At 66.1% G+C, this 15,072-nt stretch carries 13 protein-coding genes; 3 read left to right on the plus strand and 10 right to left on the minus strand.

Translation table 11 applies throughout. The features are described from left to right. The first annotated feature begins 92 nt into the window (after positions 1 to 92). A complete protein-coding gene (locus tag AB0P21_RS07350) occupies positions 93 to 1,193 on the plus strand; it encodes a winged helix DNA-binding domain-containing protein (protein ID WP_363694545.1) in 1,101 nt (366 codons plus the stop codon). A 49-nt stretch (positions 1,194 to 1,242) separates the two neighbouring features. Here the strand turns inward: AB0P21_RS07350 and AB0P21_RS07355 are convergent, their stop codons facing one another. Beyond that, a complete protein-coding gene (locus AB0P21_RS07355) occupies positions 1,243 to 1,473 on the minus strand; it encodes a hypothetical protein (RefSeq protein WP_363694546.1) in 231 nt (76 codons plus the stop codon). A 264-nt stretch (positions 1,474 to 1,737) separates the two neighbouring features. Then, positions 1,738 to 2,931 (minus strand): TraM recognition domain-containing protein, encoded by a 1,194-nt coding sequence (locus AB0P21_RS07360; RefSeq protein ID WP_363694549.1) that lies wholly within the window; start codon positions 2,929 to 2,931, stop codon positions 1,738 to 1,740. Positions 2,932 to 2,991: 60 nt separating this feature from the next. Here AB0P21_RS07360 and AB0P21_RS07365 point away from each other — a divergent pair, with 60 nt between their 5' ends. Beyond that, positions 2,992 to 3,414 carry a hypothetical protein gene (locus AB0P21_RS07365; RefSeq protein ID WP_363694551.1) on the plus strand — a complete coding sequence of 141 codons (423 nt, stop codon included), beginning with the start codon at positions 2,992 to 2,994 and terminating at the stop codon, positions 3,412 to 3,414. Here the strand turns inward: AB0P21_RS07365 and AB0P21_RS07370 are convergent. The 8 genes from AB0P21_RS07370 to AB0P21_RS07405 form a co-directional block, all read right to left on the minus strand. Further along, positions 3,390 to 4,217 (minus strand): M48 family metalloprotease, encoded by an 828-nt coding sequence (locus tag AB0P21_RS07370; protein ID WP_363694553.1) that lies wholly within the window; start codon positions 4,215 to 4,217, stop codon positions 3,390 to 3,392. The two genes, AB0P21_RS07365 and AB0P21_RS07370, sit on opposite strands and share 25 nt — an antisense overlap. A gap of 314 nt (positions 4,218 to 4,531) precedes the next feature. Then, the gene (locus AB0P21_RS07375) at positions 4,532 to 5,581 is read right to left on the minus strand and encodes a hypothetical protein (RefSeq protein ID WP_363696461.1); all 1,050 of its coding nucleotides are present in this window, start codon (positions 5,579 to 5,581) and stop codon (positions 4,532 to 4,534) included. Between the two features lie 114 nt (positions 5,582 to 5,695). Beyond that, entirely contained in the window at positions 5,696 to 6,307 is a 612-nt protein-coding gene (locus tag AB0P21_RS07380) for a hypothetical protein (RefSeq protein ID WP_363694555.1), read from the minus strand. A 213-nt stretch (positions 6,308 to 6,520) separates the two neighbouring features. Beyond that, positions 6,521 to 8,506, minus strand: coding sequence for a hypothetical protein (locus tag AB0P21_RS07385; protein ID WP_363694557.1), 1,986 nt, complete (start codon positions 8,504 to 8,506; stop codon positions 6,521 to 6,523). Beyond that, positions 8,503 to 11,457, minus strand: coding sequence for an ATP-binding protein (locus tag AB0P21_RS07390; protein ID WP_363694559.1), 2,955 nt, complete (start codon positions 11,455 to 11,457; stop codon positions 8,503 to 8,505). Before AB0P21_RS07390 ends, AB0P21_RS07385 begins: the two co-directional genes overlap by 4 nt. Next, a complete protein-coding gene (locus AB0P21_RS07395; RefSeq protein ID WP_363694560.1) occupies positions 11,457 to 12,017 on the minus strand; it encodes a hypothetical protein in 561 nt (186 codons plus the stop codon). The genes AB0P21_RS07390 and AB0P21_RS07395 overlap by 1 nt, the downstream gene beginning before the upstream one ends. After that, on the minus strand, positions 12,017 to 12,304 hold the full coding sequence (locus AB0P21_RS07400) for a hypothetical protein (RefSeq protein ID WP_363694561.1): 288 nt from the start codon (positions 12,302 to 12,304) through the stop codon (positions 12,017 to 12,019). The genes AB0P21_RS07395 and AB0P21_RS07400 overlap by 1 nt, the downstream gene beginning before the upstream one ends. 49 nt (positions 12,305 to 12,353) lie before the next feature. Beyond that, entirely contained in the window at positions 12,354 to 13,268 is a 915-nt protein-coding gene (locus AB0P21_RS07405) for a conjugal transfer protein (protein WP_363694563.1), read from the minus strand. A gap of 809 nt (positions 13,269 to 14,077) precedes the next feature. Here AB0P21_RS07405 and AB0P21_RS07410 point away from each other — a divergent pair. Next, on the plus strand, positions 14,078 to 14,953 hold the full coding sequence (locus tag AB0P21_RS07410; protein WP_363694565.1) for an aldo/keto reductase: 876 nt from the start codon (positions 14,078 to 14,080) through the stop codon (positions 14,951 to 14,953). Positions 14,954 to 15,072 lie beyond the last annotated feature (119 nt).

The following is a 15,072-nucleotide window of genomic DNA, read 5'->3' on the forward strand; positions in this document are numbered from 1 at the left end:
CAGGTTGCGCAGGGCAAGCTCACCGGAGTACAGGTCAGGGCCTGTCCGCTGCCGCTCCTAGCGTTGACCTCGAGCTCACGAGAGGATCAACCATGACGAAGTTGAGTCTGCGCGCCCTGAACCGCGCCACCCTGGACCGCCAGTGGCTGATCAGCCGCCACACCGCCACCGCCCTGGACGCGATCGAACACCTGGTCGGCATGCAGGCCCAAAGCCCCCTGGCCCCGTACGTCGGCCTGTGGGCCCGCCTGACCGACTTCGCCCCGTCAGAACTGGCCGACCTGCTGGAAACCCGCCAAGCGGTCCGCGGCTCCATGATGCGAGCCACCATCCACCTGGTCTCCAGCCGCGACTTCCTCGCTATCCGCCCCTTGATCCAGCCCCGGCTGGAACGCGAGGTCTACGCCAACCAGACCTACGGCCGCGCCCGCCTCGAAGGCGTCGACATGGACGCCGTCCTGGCCGCCGGCATCGCCCGGATGACCACCTCCCCCGCCACCGCAGTACAACTCCGCGAGCACCTGGCCCCCCTCTGGCCCGACCGCGACGCCCCCTCCCTCGCCCACGCCGTCCGCTGCCTGCTCCCCACCATCCAGATCCCCCCACGCGGCATCTGGGGCAAAGGCGGCAACCCCACCATGACCACCGCCGACCTCTGGCTCAACACCCCCGTCACCACCACCCCCGACGTAGACACCCTGGTCCTCCGCTACCTGGCCGCCTACGGCCCCGCCTCAGTAGCCGACGCCCAAACCTGGTCCGGCCTGACCCGCCTGTCCGAAGTCTTCGACCGCCTGGACCTGGTCACCCACACCGACGCCACCACCAACCGCCCCCTCTACGACCTCCCCACCATCACCCTCCCCCACGAGGACACCGAAGTCCCCACCCGCTTCCTCCCCGAATACGACAACCTCCTCCTCTCCCACGCCGACCGCACCCGCTGGATCACCGAATCAGACCGAGCCCGAGTAACCCTCCAAGAGGTCCTAACCCGAGGCTCAATCCTCCACGACGGCCGAGCAGCAGGGTTGTGGAAGCTCACCAAGCAGGGCAAGAGGTCCGCGACGCTGGAAATCCAACCGATCATCAAACTGTCGAAGTCGGCCCGCCGCGCGATCGACGACGAAGCCCAACAACTCCTCGCCTTCGCCACACCATCAGCCACCACCGAGGTCCGCTACCTGCCGTGAACGCACGAACAGCTCGACCCCGAAGGGTCGAGCTGAACGCGGCTAGCGCTTACGAACGCCGAATCTGCAGCAGCAGAGCCGACAACGCAGCAACCAGCGGCAAAAGCCCCGGTGAGAACACCGCCACGGCGGCAACCACGATGAGAACAACCTGAACAGTCTGCCGAAGCAAACCGGTAAAGGTCGCAATCAACGAGGTGAGTGCAGCCAAGTTGGCATTCCAACGCTCAACTCTCTTGATGAAAGCAGTGCGCGTACGGCGGGTGTTAGTGGCAACCATAGGATCTGACTCCTGAATACAGGTGAAAGTTCGCCACGGTTGCACCAACAACCACAAGGCGAATCGATCACAAGTGTGAACGAAAGCACCGTGTGGTACTTCTGTCTGAGCCTTCAGGCTATCAAGGAGGTTGGTGGCCCGCCATCACCAGTGGGTGGAATAGGGGCGGTATGATCTTCGTTGTCGGCCGAGGTGCACCAACACTTTTGACGTCGATGAGACCGCGGCGCATCTTCGGATCTGACTCCGTGCGCCGCGGTCTGCTTACCCCCGCAGGTTGACCAGTACCGGGCCGACCCGCTCCCCGTTAGAGCGGGCCAGGGAAATCAGCGCGTGGCCGGTCGGAACTCCGGTGATGATGTCGGAGACCGTCCAACGAGCCCGCTCGACGCGACGGATGCTGTAGCCGGTCGTCTCGCTGCTGCTACGCCCGTCCGGCCTCCCCTGCTGGTTGTACTGCAGCCCCGCCTGCGCACTGCGACTGATCGTCGTCTCATTGATGTACTGATCACCGAACCACTTCGAGAAGATGTCGGCGTCCACCGGATCGATGCCTCCGAAGACCGCCTTGCAGCCAGTGGAGCCGAAGATCGTCGCCCGTACTTCGATCGGGAAGTCCGACATCGTCTGCGACAGCAGCACCAAGCCGGCATTGTTCGATCTCAGCTTCTGTACGCCCCGTGCGACATAGTCGTCGACGAACCGGCCCGCCTCGTCGATCACCAACGACTTGAAGATGGAACGATCAGTCTCGGACGACGAGGTGATCTGAACGAACTGTGACACGACAAGACGAGCGAGGATCCGGGATGCGTCCGGGTACTCCGCCTCTGGCAGTGCGACCCTAACTCGCACTGGTCTGTTGAGGTCGCGCATCTGAAATGTCGGGCCGGGGTGATCGAACAGCCGACGGAGTGCCGGCCGATCGAGCAGCGCAAACCGCTCCACGAGGCTCGCGGCAGGATCCGCGGTGCGAAGCGACTGGCTCTTTCGCGTGTCGAGAAGAGCTTTCATCTCTTTCGAGCCGGGGCCCTTGAGACGCTCCTTCACCCGGTCGATCGAAGACTGCTCCGCGCGCAGGAGGCCAAGGAGTTCAGGAACCGTCGGCCATCGTTCGTAGGCTGCCTCGAAGGGTGCCAGGCACGCGTACAAGGCGTTCTTCGACGCATCGATGAAGTAGGCCTTGTCATCGCTTACCTGCGGCGGCAACAGTGCCGAGGCCAAACGGTCAGCTGCAACGTCTGCTGTTCGTGAACCACCGAAGAGACTGAAACCACAGGTGGGATTCAGTGGGTCGATGGTGACGTCGAACCATCCGTCATAGGCGAAGTCCATCGCCTTCGGATCGACCACGACCATGCTGGCCTTACCGGTGAGAGCCGCCAGCGAGAGGTGCTCCACGATGGGTGTCGCAATTCCGCGGGTCTTACCTGAGCCGGGAGGACCGATCACCAGCATGGAGGTCCTCAGCACATCCAGGTCGATCCCGAAGTCACCAGTGATCTCGAAGTCACCCCGATGGTCCGGTACGACCTCTCCCAGCCGGACCTGGCCAGCCAGCAGATTGTGCTGTGCGAACCGCCGGCCGGGAAGATTTCTCTGTTGCGACGGGTGGACCAACGCGGCGCTGCTGTCGCGCTCGATCGCCTGCGCCAGTTGCTCGAGCTGAGCGGGCTCTGCGGCACGACCGCGGATCGCGTTGATCAGGCGAGCCCGATCGACGTCGTTGAAGTCGGCGCCGGCCGCGAGTTCGTCCAACTGGCTGGCCAGCCGCGGGTGCGCGGCCCGGATGGACTCCCAAGGCGGCACGGTCGGTCCCGTCTGCCGGGTTGGCTCTGTGTTCGCAGGGCCAGAAACCGACCCGGCGATGGCTGCCAACTTCTGCCTGAGCGCCTCGAACTGCTCACGGCGCTTGGTCATGGCCGGCTGCCTTGTAGATAGCGTTCGAGTGTGGTGATGCGAACCGCAAGCGATGGGTGACTCGAATAAAGGGCGCCTCGCCAACCAGCGGCACGCCTGGCGACGTCTTCTCCTTGCGCCTGAAGGTCATAGAGGAAGGTGATGGTGTCACGGGCGTAGCCGAGGTCCGCTGCCACTCGGTCCGCCATTAACTCGGCTTTCCGGTTGAACCAGGCAAGCGGAATCGGCACGAGGATCGGCATGAACGTGTAGAAGACCCAGCCCCAGCCGTGGTTGAAGATCAGCGAAGCCATGAACAGGCCGGCTGCGGAGCAGAACAGAAACCCACCCACGAGACAGCCGGCGACCGGACCTGAGCGGAGGATGGCGCTCACCAGTCCAGCCAGTGACCGACCGGGCAAGGAATACCAGAAGGCCACCAGACCGGCCCACGGATGCCCGCCCTGGTGATGTCCGAGCTCATGAGCAAGAACGGCCTGGAGCTGACGCGGCGGCAGGGAGTTGAGGGCCCAACGAGTCACCGCGACGGACTTTCCCGCCATGGCGTACCCATTGATGTCGTCGGACTCCTCGATCCAGAGCTTGTAATACTTCGGATCCACATGAACTTGGGAGCACACTGCGCGCCAGGCGACATCCAGCTTCTGCTGCTCGAGCATGGTCGGCTCGCGTAGGCGGAAGAAGAACTTGGCGAGGTAGTACTCCGTCCGTGGCCAGAAGATCAGCAACCCCGAAAGTATCCACAGCACGACCGGCACCACTGCGGAGAAACCGTCGAAGATCATCGTCGACAACGATGAGACGATTCCGAAACTCCAGATCACCCAGGGGATCCCCAGCAACAGCTGGGCCGCTGACGGAACAGACATACGCGGTCCTGCTGGAGTGATCGGAGTCGACGAAACAGGGTCACTGAACGAGAAGGACCCCGGAGCAGAGTCAGGCGCATCCGGTGCTCCACCAGGAGGTGGCCCAGTGGGCGGCTGCCAGTCGTCAGGTGAGAACCCTCCTGGCCTGCCCTCGTTGCCGTCAGAGCCGCTCATGGGATGCCCTTGATCCACCGGACGGCTGCACAGTTGACGTCTCCTTCGTTGAATCCACTACCAGATCGGGCGCCATTCCTGCGACCCGGCGGTCGTCAGTACATCGACACATGCACATGGTCATAGTGACCGCCAGTCGCATCCGTCGGATTGTAGACGCCACCACCGTTGTACGGCTTCCACTGGCCGGTCCTGGCACTCCAGATCTTCCCGTACCAGATGACGTATCTGAGGCCGGTTGTCGCCGCTGTCTCGATGCTCCAGTTCGCGATCTGATCGCCCTTGGCCTTGGCGACCGCAGACTTCCGGCCATCGGCGCCAACCATCACATCGCAGGCTTTGCCCTTCGGATGGTCACTGGTGGGGTTCCAGACGTGTGCGTCCCAGCAGGACATGCTCGGATTCTGCAGCGCCAACTTGGCCTTGGCTACCCAGGCTGCGGTGCGAGGGGTCAACATCCCTCCGGGGACGGTGGGGTCCGGCACTGACTGCTCCTCGGGCGGCCAGGTTCCTGCGATGGGGCGTCCGTCAAGGACACCACCCCCACAGTCGGCCTGCTCTACGTCAGGAACGACAGACCCTGTTGCGGGAGGTGCCACCTTGTCGCGTCCCGCGTAAGGATTACCTGCTCTGTTCAGGTCGATACCGGCCTGCTCAGCGATGTCGCGCGCCGTGTCTTCGTGACGTGCGTAGGCGTCCGGGAACGCCGAGACCTGTACGGCTTGCGCGGCAACCGTGTAGGGCATGGATTCCCAGCCGTCGATGTCCACCAGACCTGGCGGGCTTGGCGGTTTGTCACCACCGAAGAACGCCTCAGCTGAATAGACCGGATCCATGATTTCGTCGACTGTCCCCCAGCCCGCAGCGGGCCGCTGCTGGAAAAGGCCAACGGAGTCACGGTCGCCATAGGTCAGATTCTGCAGCTGTGACTCCTGCAATGCGGTCATCAACGCAACCAGAGTCGCCTGGCCGGGGAGTCCTCGGGACACCGCGACGCCATCGATGATCTTCGCGTAGGCGATCTGGGTAATTCGTAATGGCCCGTCCGGCACCGGATCGCGAGCTCCGCCGGCAACTCCCGGCGGACAGGCCGCGTTGACCTGGTCTCCTCTGGCCCCGAACGGCGCAAGCATCATGACGACCATCACCAGGATGAGTCCCCCGGCGGTCGCGACCTTGGTCGCAACTCCCTTGGCCGCACCGAGACCCGCGGCCCCGGCAAGATCTCTAGTGCTATACATCGCGCTCGCCCCCGGTCCTCATGGCCCAGTGCCACCGTTCACCACACTGATCAGCCAGCGATCGCCCTCAGGGATAACGGTGAGGAGAAGAGGGACCTCGAACTGGGTCGCGTCTTTTCCAGTGGTCGCAACCGTGACAGTCACAAGCCTTGTAATACGGGTCGGAGTGTCGACCGGTGCAGTGTCGGGACGCGGGGCTGCAACCTTGACCGACACGACTTTCGACGTCCCTTCCGAGGTCCGGAGCGCGTCGTACGTGGCATCGCCCGCAGTGGAGAAACTCGACGCCAGTTCAGACGTTGTGAACTCGGCCGCACGCCCCACCAGTTGCTCGTAGGTCTCGCTGAGAGGTGTGCGCGCGTAGAACAGGTTTGCCCAGTTCTTGGCCGTCGTATCAGCTGACGTAGTCTGCTCGGCCCCAGGTCGCTGCGACTGAAGCGGTAGCGCTGTCACAGACTGAGTAGATCCTGGCGTATCACTGGACTGGGGACCGCTGGACGGCACTGGTGCTTCCGTGCCCTGACCGCTCGGCGTCAGCAGACCCACGGGTCCTTGCGCCTTCTCCCCATCGCGGTTCAGCAATTTAGGCAAACCGCCACCGATGCCAAGCACCAGAACTGCCAGCAGCACGATGACGACTATGACTCCGACCGGGCTCGCCGGCTCGCTGGTCCGACGATCCCGCAGTGTCGCGCGTTGCCGCGCGAGATCATCGCGCCGGCGTGCGCGCCGGGAGCGAGGGTCGTCCTCGTCCTCGGGCGTGGGGCCGGAGGCCCACAATCCGTCCCCGGCCTGGTCCCGCCGCTTCGCCTCCCTGCGGCCTGGTCGTGAGCCCACGCGGGATCACCGACCGCCCGCGGATCGATGGCTGGTCGGTCCACTGCTCCGAGCAGCCGAGTACTCCCGGAATCGACGCTGGGACGCTGCCGTCTTACGGAGTTCCCGTGGCGCTTTGGGCGGGCCCTCGCGCAGGCTGGCCGAGGGAACAAGGCTCCGAGGCTCGTACCGTCCCTGACGCAATTGCTCAGCAGTCACCGAGGCTTTCGCATGCCGGCCCGAGCTTCGATCGGTCGAGTTCTTCTTCGAGCCGACAGTGGGCTGGGGTGCCTCGATGGTGCCACCTTGATAGATGTCTCTCGATACTCGCTTCGTTGACGGCTTGGGGCCGCCGGGCGCGGGAACGCCTCCTGGACGACTGGTCGTGTCGCGTCGACCGCCGGGTTTCTTGGTTCCGATTCCGCCGACACCGGGCCTCGATGTGTCGCCCGGCTTGCCGACCGTCTGCTCTGGAGAAGTGTCGGCGTGACCCTCACCCTGTTGCCCACGACCTGTCCCAGGAGCGGGCATCTTTCGATAGACCCTGTTGGTCTCGGTGCGACCATCGGCATCCTGCCCGCCACCGCCTCGCTGGGTCGTTGGGCGGCTCTTCTCGCCTTCCGCGCTGGCGGGCGCCGAGCCTCGGCTGCGAATGGCAGTGACGACCCGACGAACAGCCTGGACCGCGCCTCGTCGGGCAAACGATCCCATCATCATGCTGCCGACACCTGGCCGCATCATCGACGTCATCGACTCAAGCAGCCTCCGCAGCCGGAACGCCGCAATCAGGACTACGAGCGCGAGCCCGGTGACAGGAAGCCAGCCAAGGCTTTGGCTCAGTCCGAAGACCGCCGTGAGGAGCGACAGGGCCACCCCGAAAACGAGCATGGCTGCCACAGATTGCAGAACCAACCCGAGGAGAGCTTCAAGCCAATTCATACCCCACTGGCGAGATCTGCCGGGAATGATGAACAGGCACGCGAAGATGACGCCGACCACCAGCATCACCAGGCACCCCACGAACGCCATCAACGCCGTCGCGGCAAGGCCGATGTTGAGGAATGCGAACAACGTAGCGGCGACAGCGGCGATCAGCAGTACACCGATCCGGCCGAACGGATTCTCACCTTTCGCCCATTTGACCGTTGCCGTGTCACCGCCTCCCTCGGCCTTGGCGACGGTGTTCTTGATGTAGTCCATCCGCTGGCTCTTGTCGATACCCACATCGAGCATGCCCTTGCCGTACCGCGTGCAGGCCTCCATCGAGCCGAACTCGGCGATACACCACGGCGTCACCGCAAACCCACGCCAAGCGGAATCTCCCGATTTCCTCAACATCGTGTCTCTGGGCGTCCCCGGAAAGGCCGGCTCTGGTGTCTCGAAGGGGACCTTCATCGTCCCACCGACTACCTGGCCGGACGCTCCCATCACCGTCTGAGCACCAATCTGGCGCGCCCCGTCGACACCTTTGAGCCAGGTCGCGGGACCGAGCGCGAGACTGATCGCCACCAGGCCCGCTGCGAAGACCCAGACGAGCTGCCCGAGCGCCGAACCGCTCGTCCTGCGCTGCACATAGGCCGCGATGGCACCCAGCGCAAGCGCAGACGGCAGCAGCCAACCGGTGAGCTGGGTGCTGACACCGCCGATGGCCTGCGACGTCGCATCCATCAGCGCCCGGATATCGGTGAACGCGAACAACCACCAGCCGATAGCGATCGCCGCACGAGTTGAGGCAACGATGTAGAGCATCAGCAGTTCGGCGAAAGAGTTGAAGACCGGCCGGAACGGATCGCTGAAGCTACCTTCGTACTCAAGGCTGTAGGCCATCGGGTTGTACTGCTCGAACAAGGTGCGGGTATCGCCGTGAGTCAGGTCCGGCACCGGCAGCAGATCACCGAAACCGGTCGGCGTCGTCTGCTGCTGCGGATCAGCTGCCAATGCGAGCTGAGCGGTGACGATCACCGAGAAGGTGAGGACCGTCAACGCCGTTCTGATCCGCCGCGACCACTTCATCCGACGTGCTCCTTCTTGGCCGAAGCATTCTGTGGGGATTGCTCAGCAGACGAGGTTGAGGGGTCGGCGGGGTACATCGCTTCGTTGTAGTCGGCTTCTTGGTCGTAGACCTCGTTGGGGCCGATGGGCTCTTCGTAGCGAGGGGGGTGGTGGTGGTCCTCGCTGGTGGGAGGAGGCGGCGGGACGGGGTGGGAGCCGTTGGTGAGGGCGGTGCCGTTTTGCGGGGTGGCGACGCGCGTGGCGGCCGCGGCACCGGGCGGTGGCGGAGGCGCAGGTGGGGCGTGGTGGGAGGAGGTTTCTACTACCGGGACCGATGGGAGGGGGTCGTCCTGGACGGGCTCCTGGGTGTGGGCTTCTGCCTGGGCCACTGCGGCGGCGGCTGGGAGCACGGTGTCGGCTCGGTCGAGGAGGGCGTCGGCGCGGTCTTCGTCGTCTTCGGCGAAGGGGTCCGGGTCCTCGTAGGGGGCCAGGATGGGTTGCGTGGGCTCGAGGTCGTGTTCGGACTCGGGAGTCGTGCGCAGGAGTTCGGCCACTCGCTGGCTGGGGATGTCGATCTGGACGGTGGCTACCTCGTCCCAGCGGTCGCGCATGATGCAGTGGCCGTGGCGGATGGACTTGCCGTTGGCGGCGGTGTTGATGCCGCGGACCAGGGTTTGGTACGGCGCTGTCTGGGGTCGGCCGAGGAGTTCGAGCAGGGAGTCGACCTGTTCGCGGGAGCGGAGGCTGAAGGCGAACAGGGTGGTGATCTGCTCGACCAGGCCGGGGAGCTTCAGGATCGACGCCGGGTCCTGGGTGTCCAGGACCAGGGAGGCGCCGAGGGCTCGGCCGACTCGGGCGATGTAGTCGAGGAACGAGGCGCCGTCGGGGGTCTTGGTGAGCAGGTGGACCTCGGGGACGATGACGACCTTCGAGCGGCCACGGAACTCGCGGCGGCCCGTCGTACGGACCATCCAGGCGAGGCAGCCGCGGAGGCAGGCCATGCCGACCCGTTCGATCGGGGACCACGACTCGGGCGCGGACTCCGGCGAGGGCAGCGTCAGGCCGGGCATCTGGACTACCCACAGGCCAGGGTTGGTCGTCAGCGACGAGAGGCCTGACGGCGGGCCGGCGACGACGGAGCCGAGGCCCGTCTCGACGAGGTCGCGCAGGGCGAAACCGACCGTCCGTGTGGTCTCCGAGTCGGCCGCGCAGAGCCGCTGGATAACGCCCCACGATGACGGGTCGGGCGATTGGATCTCGGCCCGGGTCGCCGCCATGACAGGCGCTTCCGCCGCACCACGCAGGTGCGGAGGCAGCAGCAGCATCAGCTGCGAAGGCGCCTGCAGCAAAGCGTCGTCGACAGGCAGCACGCGCAGCAGGTCAGCAGCACCAGAGAACTGGGCCGTGATCTCGATGACAGCAGTAGGCACCCCGTACTCCGCGGCTACCGCCGAAACTCCCGCCGCGTCACCCTTGAGGTCCAGCAGCGGCACCCAGGCACCGGCAAAGGCGGAGTCGAGGCCACCCAGCATGGCGGCGGTGGTCTTGCCTCGACCCGATCGACCGAGGAACAGCGTGGTCGTCGCGTCACCCAGGGCCGAACCGGCAGCAGCGTCGAAGCGCACCAGCCCGGGCGTCGAGCCGGTCAGATAGCCGATCGACGGGCCGGTGGCGTCACCGATCGACGCACCGCCCCAGAACCATGATCCGAAGAAGGCGGTCGACTCCCGCACGTGTCCCAGGTCGGGGACTCGCAGCTGGTCTCCTGGCAGCGATTCCAGCCACAGGTCCCGCTGCTCGTCCGCACCGGCGGCGACCGTGATGCCACGGTCGGCGTAGTGGGCGATGACGGCGTCGACGTACGCGTCCAGGTCCTCGCGGGTGTCCGCGCTGACCAGCAGGCGGGGGTGGTCCTCGACCAGGGTCAGGCCGGAGCGGTTGATGTCGCGCTTGACCTCGCGCATGATCCGCTCGGTCTCGACGATCTCGTCCGCGGTCTCCTCGGCGGTGCCCTTGGCGGCCGAGCGGCGCTGTTCCTTGGCGCTCTTGCGGGTCTCGTCGACCAGGTGCCGCGCGGTCTTCTTGGTCAGCACCCGGAACCGCACCGACGCCTCGACGGTGACGTCGATCTCGTCGCCGTCGTCGTCGATCGCCTTGATCTCGGACAGCGTGCGCAGCCACTCCCCCGCGCCCGGGGTCTCGAGCTCCTCGGGGAAGTCGGTCATCGCCAGCACACTCGTGTACGCCGCGATCTGGCCGCGGCTGTCGTAGATGCGCAGGTGGTCGGTGTACGGCACGACCCGGCCGGCCGTCAGGCGGGCCAGCGAGGCGCCGGTGATCAGGCCGCGGCGCGGAGCCGCGACGGCGCCGCGGTGCATCTCGCGACTGATCAGCCAGGAGATCACCTCGGCCGGAGCCGTGTGGGCGCGCCAGACGGTCGAGCCGAGCTGGCGGGCCAGCTTGTGCACGCGCTCGTCCAGGTGCGCGAGCTCGCGCGCGCTCACCCGCCACGACGTCGTACCGAGGGCGTCACTGATCGAGCCGCGGACCTGCGCCGTCGCGCGTGGGTCGCGGTCGCTGAGGTGGACGCCGAGCGCGACGTACCGCTCCGGCATCCGCATCTCGTCGATCCGGTCGGCGCGGGTCTGCGCCCAGCCCTCGTGGTCGCCGATCCGGTAGTGGCCGGCGACGCTGTCGATGTAGTCCTGGCCGGTCGAGCGGCCCCAGACCACCTTGAGGTGGCTGAGCCGGTCGCCGAGGATCGTCGCGGCGGCGCTGACGGCAGCGTCGAGGGCGGCGTCCTGCTCCGCCTCGGTGGCCAGGTCCGTGTTCGCGACGGAGATCAGGAACCACGCCTCGGCGCTGCGCTCGGTCACCAGCAGACCGTCGGCGATGGCGACCAGCCGTGGCGGCGGCAGCCCGCGCTCGCGGCCGACACCGACCAGGTTCAGGAGCTTGTCAGCGATCTTCATCAAGTCCTCTTCCCAGACGCTGTCCTGCGACTGACCTTCTGCACGTAGTCCGCTCCGAGGAGCCGGGCCCGTTGGTTCACCGTGATGTCCGCACCGGCGCGGACCTGCGGGTCGAGCTCTGTCACGTCGTCGCGTTCCCACTCCGGCGTCACCCGGGCGCGCGCCATGTTGGCCACCTTCTGGGTGGCGACCCGCTCACGCCAGGGCAGGTACTCCGTCTTGTCGGCGGCCCGGGCGCCGAGCCCGATGATCGGCCGGTGCGCGCGCAACGCGTACCGGACGGCGAGCGCCCACTCGGTCACCCGGCGACGGCGTTCGTGGTGCCGGCCGGCCCGCCAGCCGAACGCGGTGATCACGAACGGCGGCACGATGTACAGGCTGACGGTGGCCTTCTGCGGAACGCCGATGAACGGGACCAGCAAGGCGATCCAGACCAGGATGATCACCGCGCCGAAGATGATCATCCGGCGGCGGGCGCCTTCACCGAGGTCGATCCCGAGCAGGTCGTACTGCCGGGTCTCGATCTCGAAGTGGTGGGTCAGGGTGCGGCCGACACGCATCAATTACCTCCGGCCAGCAATCCCCAGAAGCCCTTGAGCACGTTGATGGTCTGGTTGTTGGCGTAGATCAGCCCACCGACCAGGACACCGGCCGCGATGTGGCCGAACAGCTCGCCCCACTCGCGCTTGAAGTAGTGCCCGATCGCGCGCAGCACGAGGATCGCGATGAAGATGTTCCCCGCGATGACCAGGACCCAGTCCTTGAAGTCCGCCCCCGTGGGGACGTTGCTGTCGGCCAGCGGCGCGGTCAGCTCCACCATGGTCGCGACGAGTTGGTGCGTCATCATTGCGGTATCTCCCTTGCTGCGCTGATCATCCGACGGCTGTCTGCTGTGGTCATCCGACGGCAGCCACTTGCCATCGCTGTGCTCCGTCCGCGGCGACAGTACGCCGAAGAGTGAGCGAATAGGTCTGGTCGAGGGTGGTGTCCCCGGCTCCGTCCCAGGTAACGGCAGCCGTGGCCCGGCGCTCGTTGTCGTTTCCGGTGTAGACCTGCCAGGACTTCAGGTCGCCCAGCTTGACGACGCCGTTCAGGCTGCGGATCGCGGCGCCGGGCGCCGTCACCGCCTCCACCTTGGCGTCGGACTCGGCATAGGCGCTGAAGAAGGCCTCGGCGTCCTTCATGGTCACTGCGGTCAGTTCGTCGTCCGGCTGTCCGGCCGGCGGCATGTTCTCGGGCAGGGCGACCCGCTCGTCGGCGATGTACGTGGGCGGGCCGCTGGCGACGACCCGCGACGTCGACCGTGCCACCGGCACGGAGACGCGTTGCCAGGTGTACGGACCGGGCAGGTAGCTGCGGCCCGACTTGGTGAACGCCCGGACCTGGACCCGGACGTCGACGACCGCCGTCACGCCACTGGAGTCGACCTTCACCTCACCCGGGTAGGCCTTGTCCGCGGTCTGCTTGCCGCGGCCGTTCCAGCCGGCCCGGGCGTCCAGGCCGGCGGCGAGGTCGAGACCGATCTGGGCCGGGCGTGCGTCCGGGTTGCCTTCGTCCCAGTTCAGGTAAGAGACGGCGTACCGGGTCGCGACTGCTCGGGCCTCGTCGGACGGGAAGCTGCTCTGGCTGACCCCGCCGTTGGTGGTCGCCGTCGTGTTCGGCCGGATCCAGGACCGTACGCCGCTGATCGCGGCGAGCAGCAGGACGGCGACCGCGAGGCCGCGCAAGAACCGCTTGCCCCAGATCGAGAAGGAGGTTTCGGGCTCGGTCGACCAAGGCGTCTGGTTGGGCTCGAGGATCGGCTCGCGCACTGGACCAGGCGCCGCGTGGGCGCCATGCGGTGACCGCTGCCGAAGTCGCTCGGGCTGCCTCGGACCGCCCGGCTGCTGCGGGCCCGTCGGACCGGCGGTCGGGGGCTGGCCAGGGGGCGCCTGACCAGGAGGCGGCTGGGCTCCAGGCTGTTGCGGCCGTCGCGGAGGTGCCATCACGCCACCGGTGTTCGGCGGCTGGGGCTGGCTGTACTGCGCTGCCACCCCCTGCGCCTGCCGAGGCGTGGGTGACACCGGCCCATCCGGGTGGGACCACCACTCCGGCGCAGTGTTGCTCTGCGGGCGTTGCTTACCCGCCTTGCTGGAGCGGCTCTGCTTCGTGCGTTTCTGGTCCGCCCAGTGCTCACCTTTTGGCGGCAGATTGAGCAACGTTCGCCACCAACTCATCGCTACCCGCCCCTCAGACAGCAGTTACGCGGACAGTAGCCGGGAGAATACGGCAAGCAACTGTTCGCCGGGAGGCCTGAGACCAGGATCCCGAGGTTCCATCGCTCCCCGCAGCCATACTGTTACCCGCTTCCGCGCCCGCTGCACCTCGAAAAGTGAAGCGTGACAGCTTCGGTACCCTCGCCATAACTCCTCTCTCATGCCCGATCACGTCAATCAGGCAGCGCACACCATGCCACATGGAACCGACGTTCGAATATCCGTCCAGTGAACATGGTAAGCAGAACGATTCAACTGATCACAGATAGTAACCGATCCGCTGGACCGGCCTGTGGAAAACTCTCCCGTGGCGCGGGGTCAAAGTACTAGTGTTTGACCGATCCGCGGACTTTGAGAGGACAAGCATGGAGACTCGTCGACTCGGCCGGCTCGAGCACCGGAGTTCGGTCCTGATCTACGGCGCCGCATCACTCGGCGGCGTCGACCAGGATCGCGCCGACGCCTCGATCCAGGAAGCACTCGATGCCGGGATCAACCATTTCGACGTGGCCGCCGACTACGGCGACGCGGAGCTTCGGCTCGGGCCGCGAATGCCGGAGATCCGGGACCGGATCTTCCTGGCCACGAAGACCGGTCGGCGCACGTACGACGAGGCCTGGGCCGAGATCAACCGCTCCCTGGAGCGGCTGCAGACCGACCACCTCGACCTGATCCAGATGCATGCCGTCTGCGATCTGGAGAACCTCGACCTGGTCACCGGCAAGGGCGGTTCGCTCGAGGCCGCGATCCGGGCCAAGGAGGAGGGCATGGTGGCGGCGATCGGCATCACCGGGCACACCGCCGAGGCGCCGTCGGTGCACCGCGAGGGGCTGCGCCGGTTCGACTTCGACAGCGTGCTGACGCCGTTGAACTACAAGTTGTCCACCGATCCGCAGTACGCCGATGACTACGCAGCGCTTGTGGAGGCGGTGCAGGCGACGGACGCCGCACTGATGACGATCAAGATGATCTCCCGGCGGAACTGGCTCGACGGCGAGGAGAAGACGTACGACACCTGGTACCGGCCGTTCGACGAGCAGCGTTATGTGACGGCCGCCACAGCGTGGCTGCTGAACGGACACCCGGAGATCACCGGACTGGCCACCGCCGGCGAGACCAGACTGCTGAAACAGATGATTCAAGCGGAGCAGGAGCGGGCCGAGCTCAGCCCGGACGACGCGGCTGCGATCCTGGACGAGGTGCAGGACTACCGGTCGCCGTTCATCGACATCCCGATCTGAGCCAGGTCGAGCCGAACCAGCTCGAGCTGGACAGCCCGCCGGCCGGCGTCGATTGCGGTTCCCACGACTGGGAACACTGATGGCTCCCGCGCTGTTGTACAGGACGTATTCGTCTATCT

This window comes from Kribbella sp. NPDC056861, from assembly GCF_040687575.1.
GTDB lineage: Bacteria > Actinomycetota > Actinomycetes > Propionibacteriales > Kribbellaceae > Kribbella.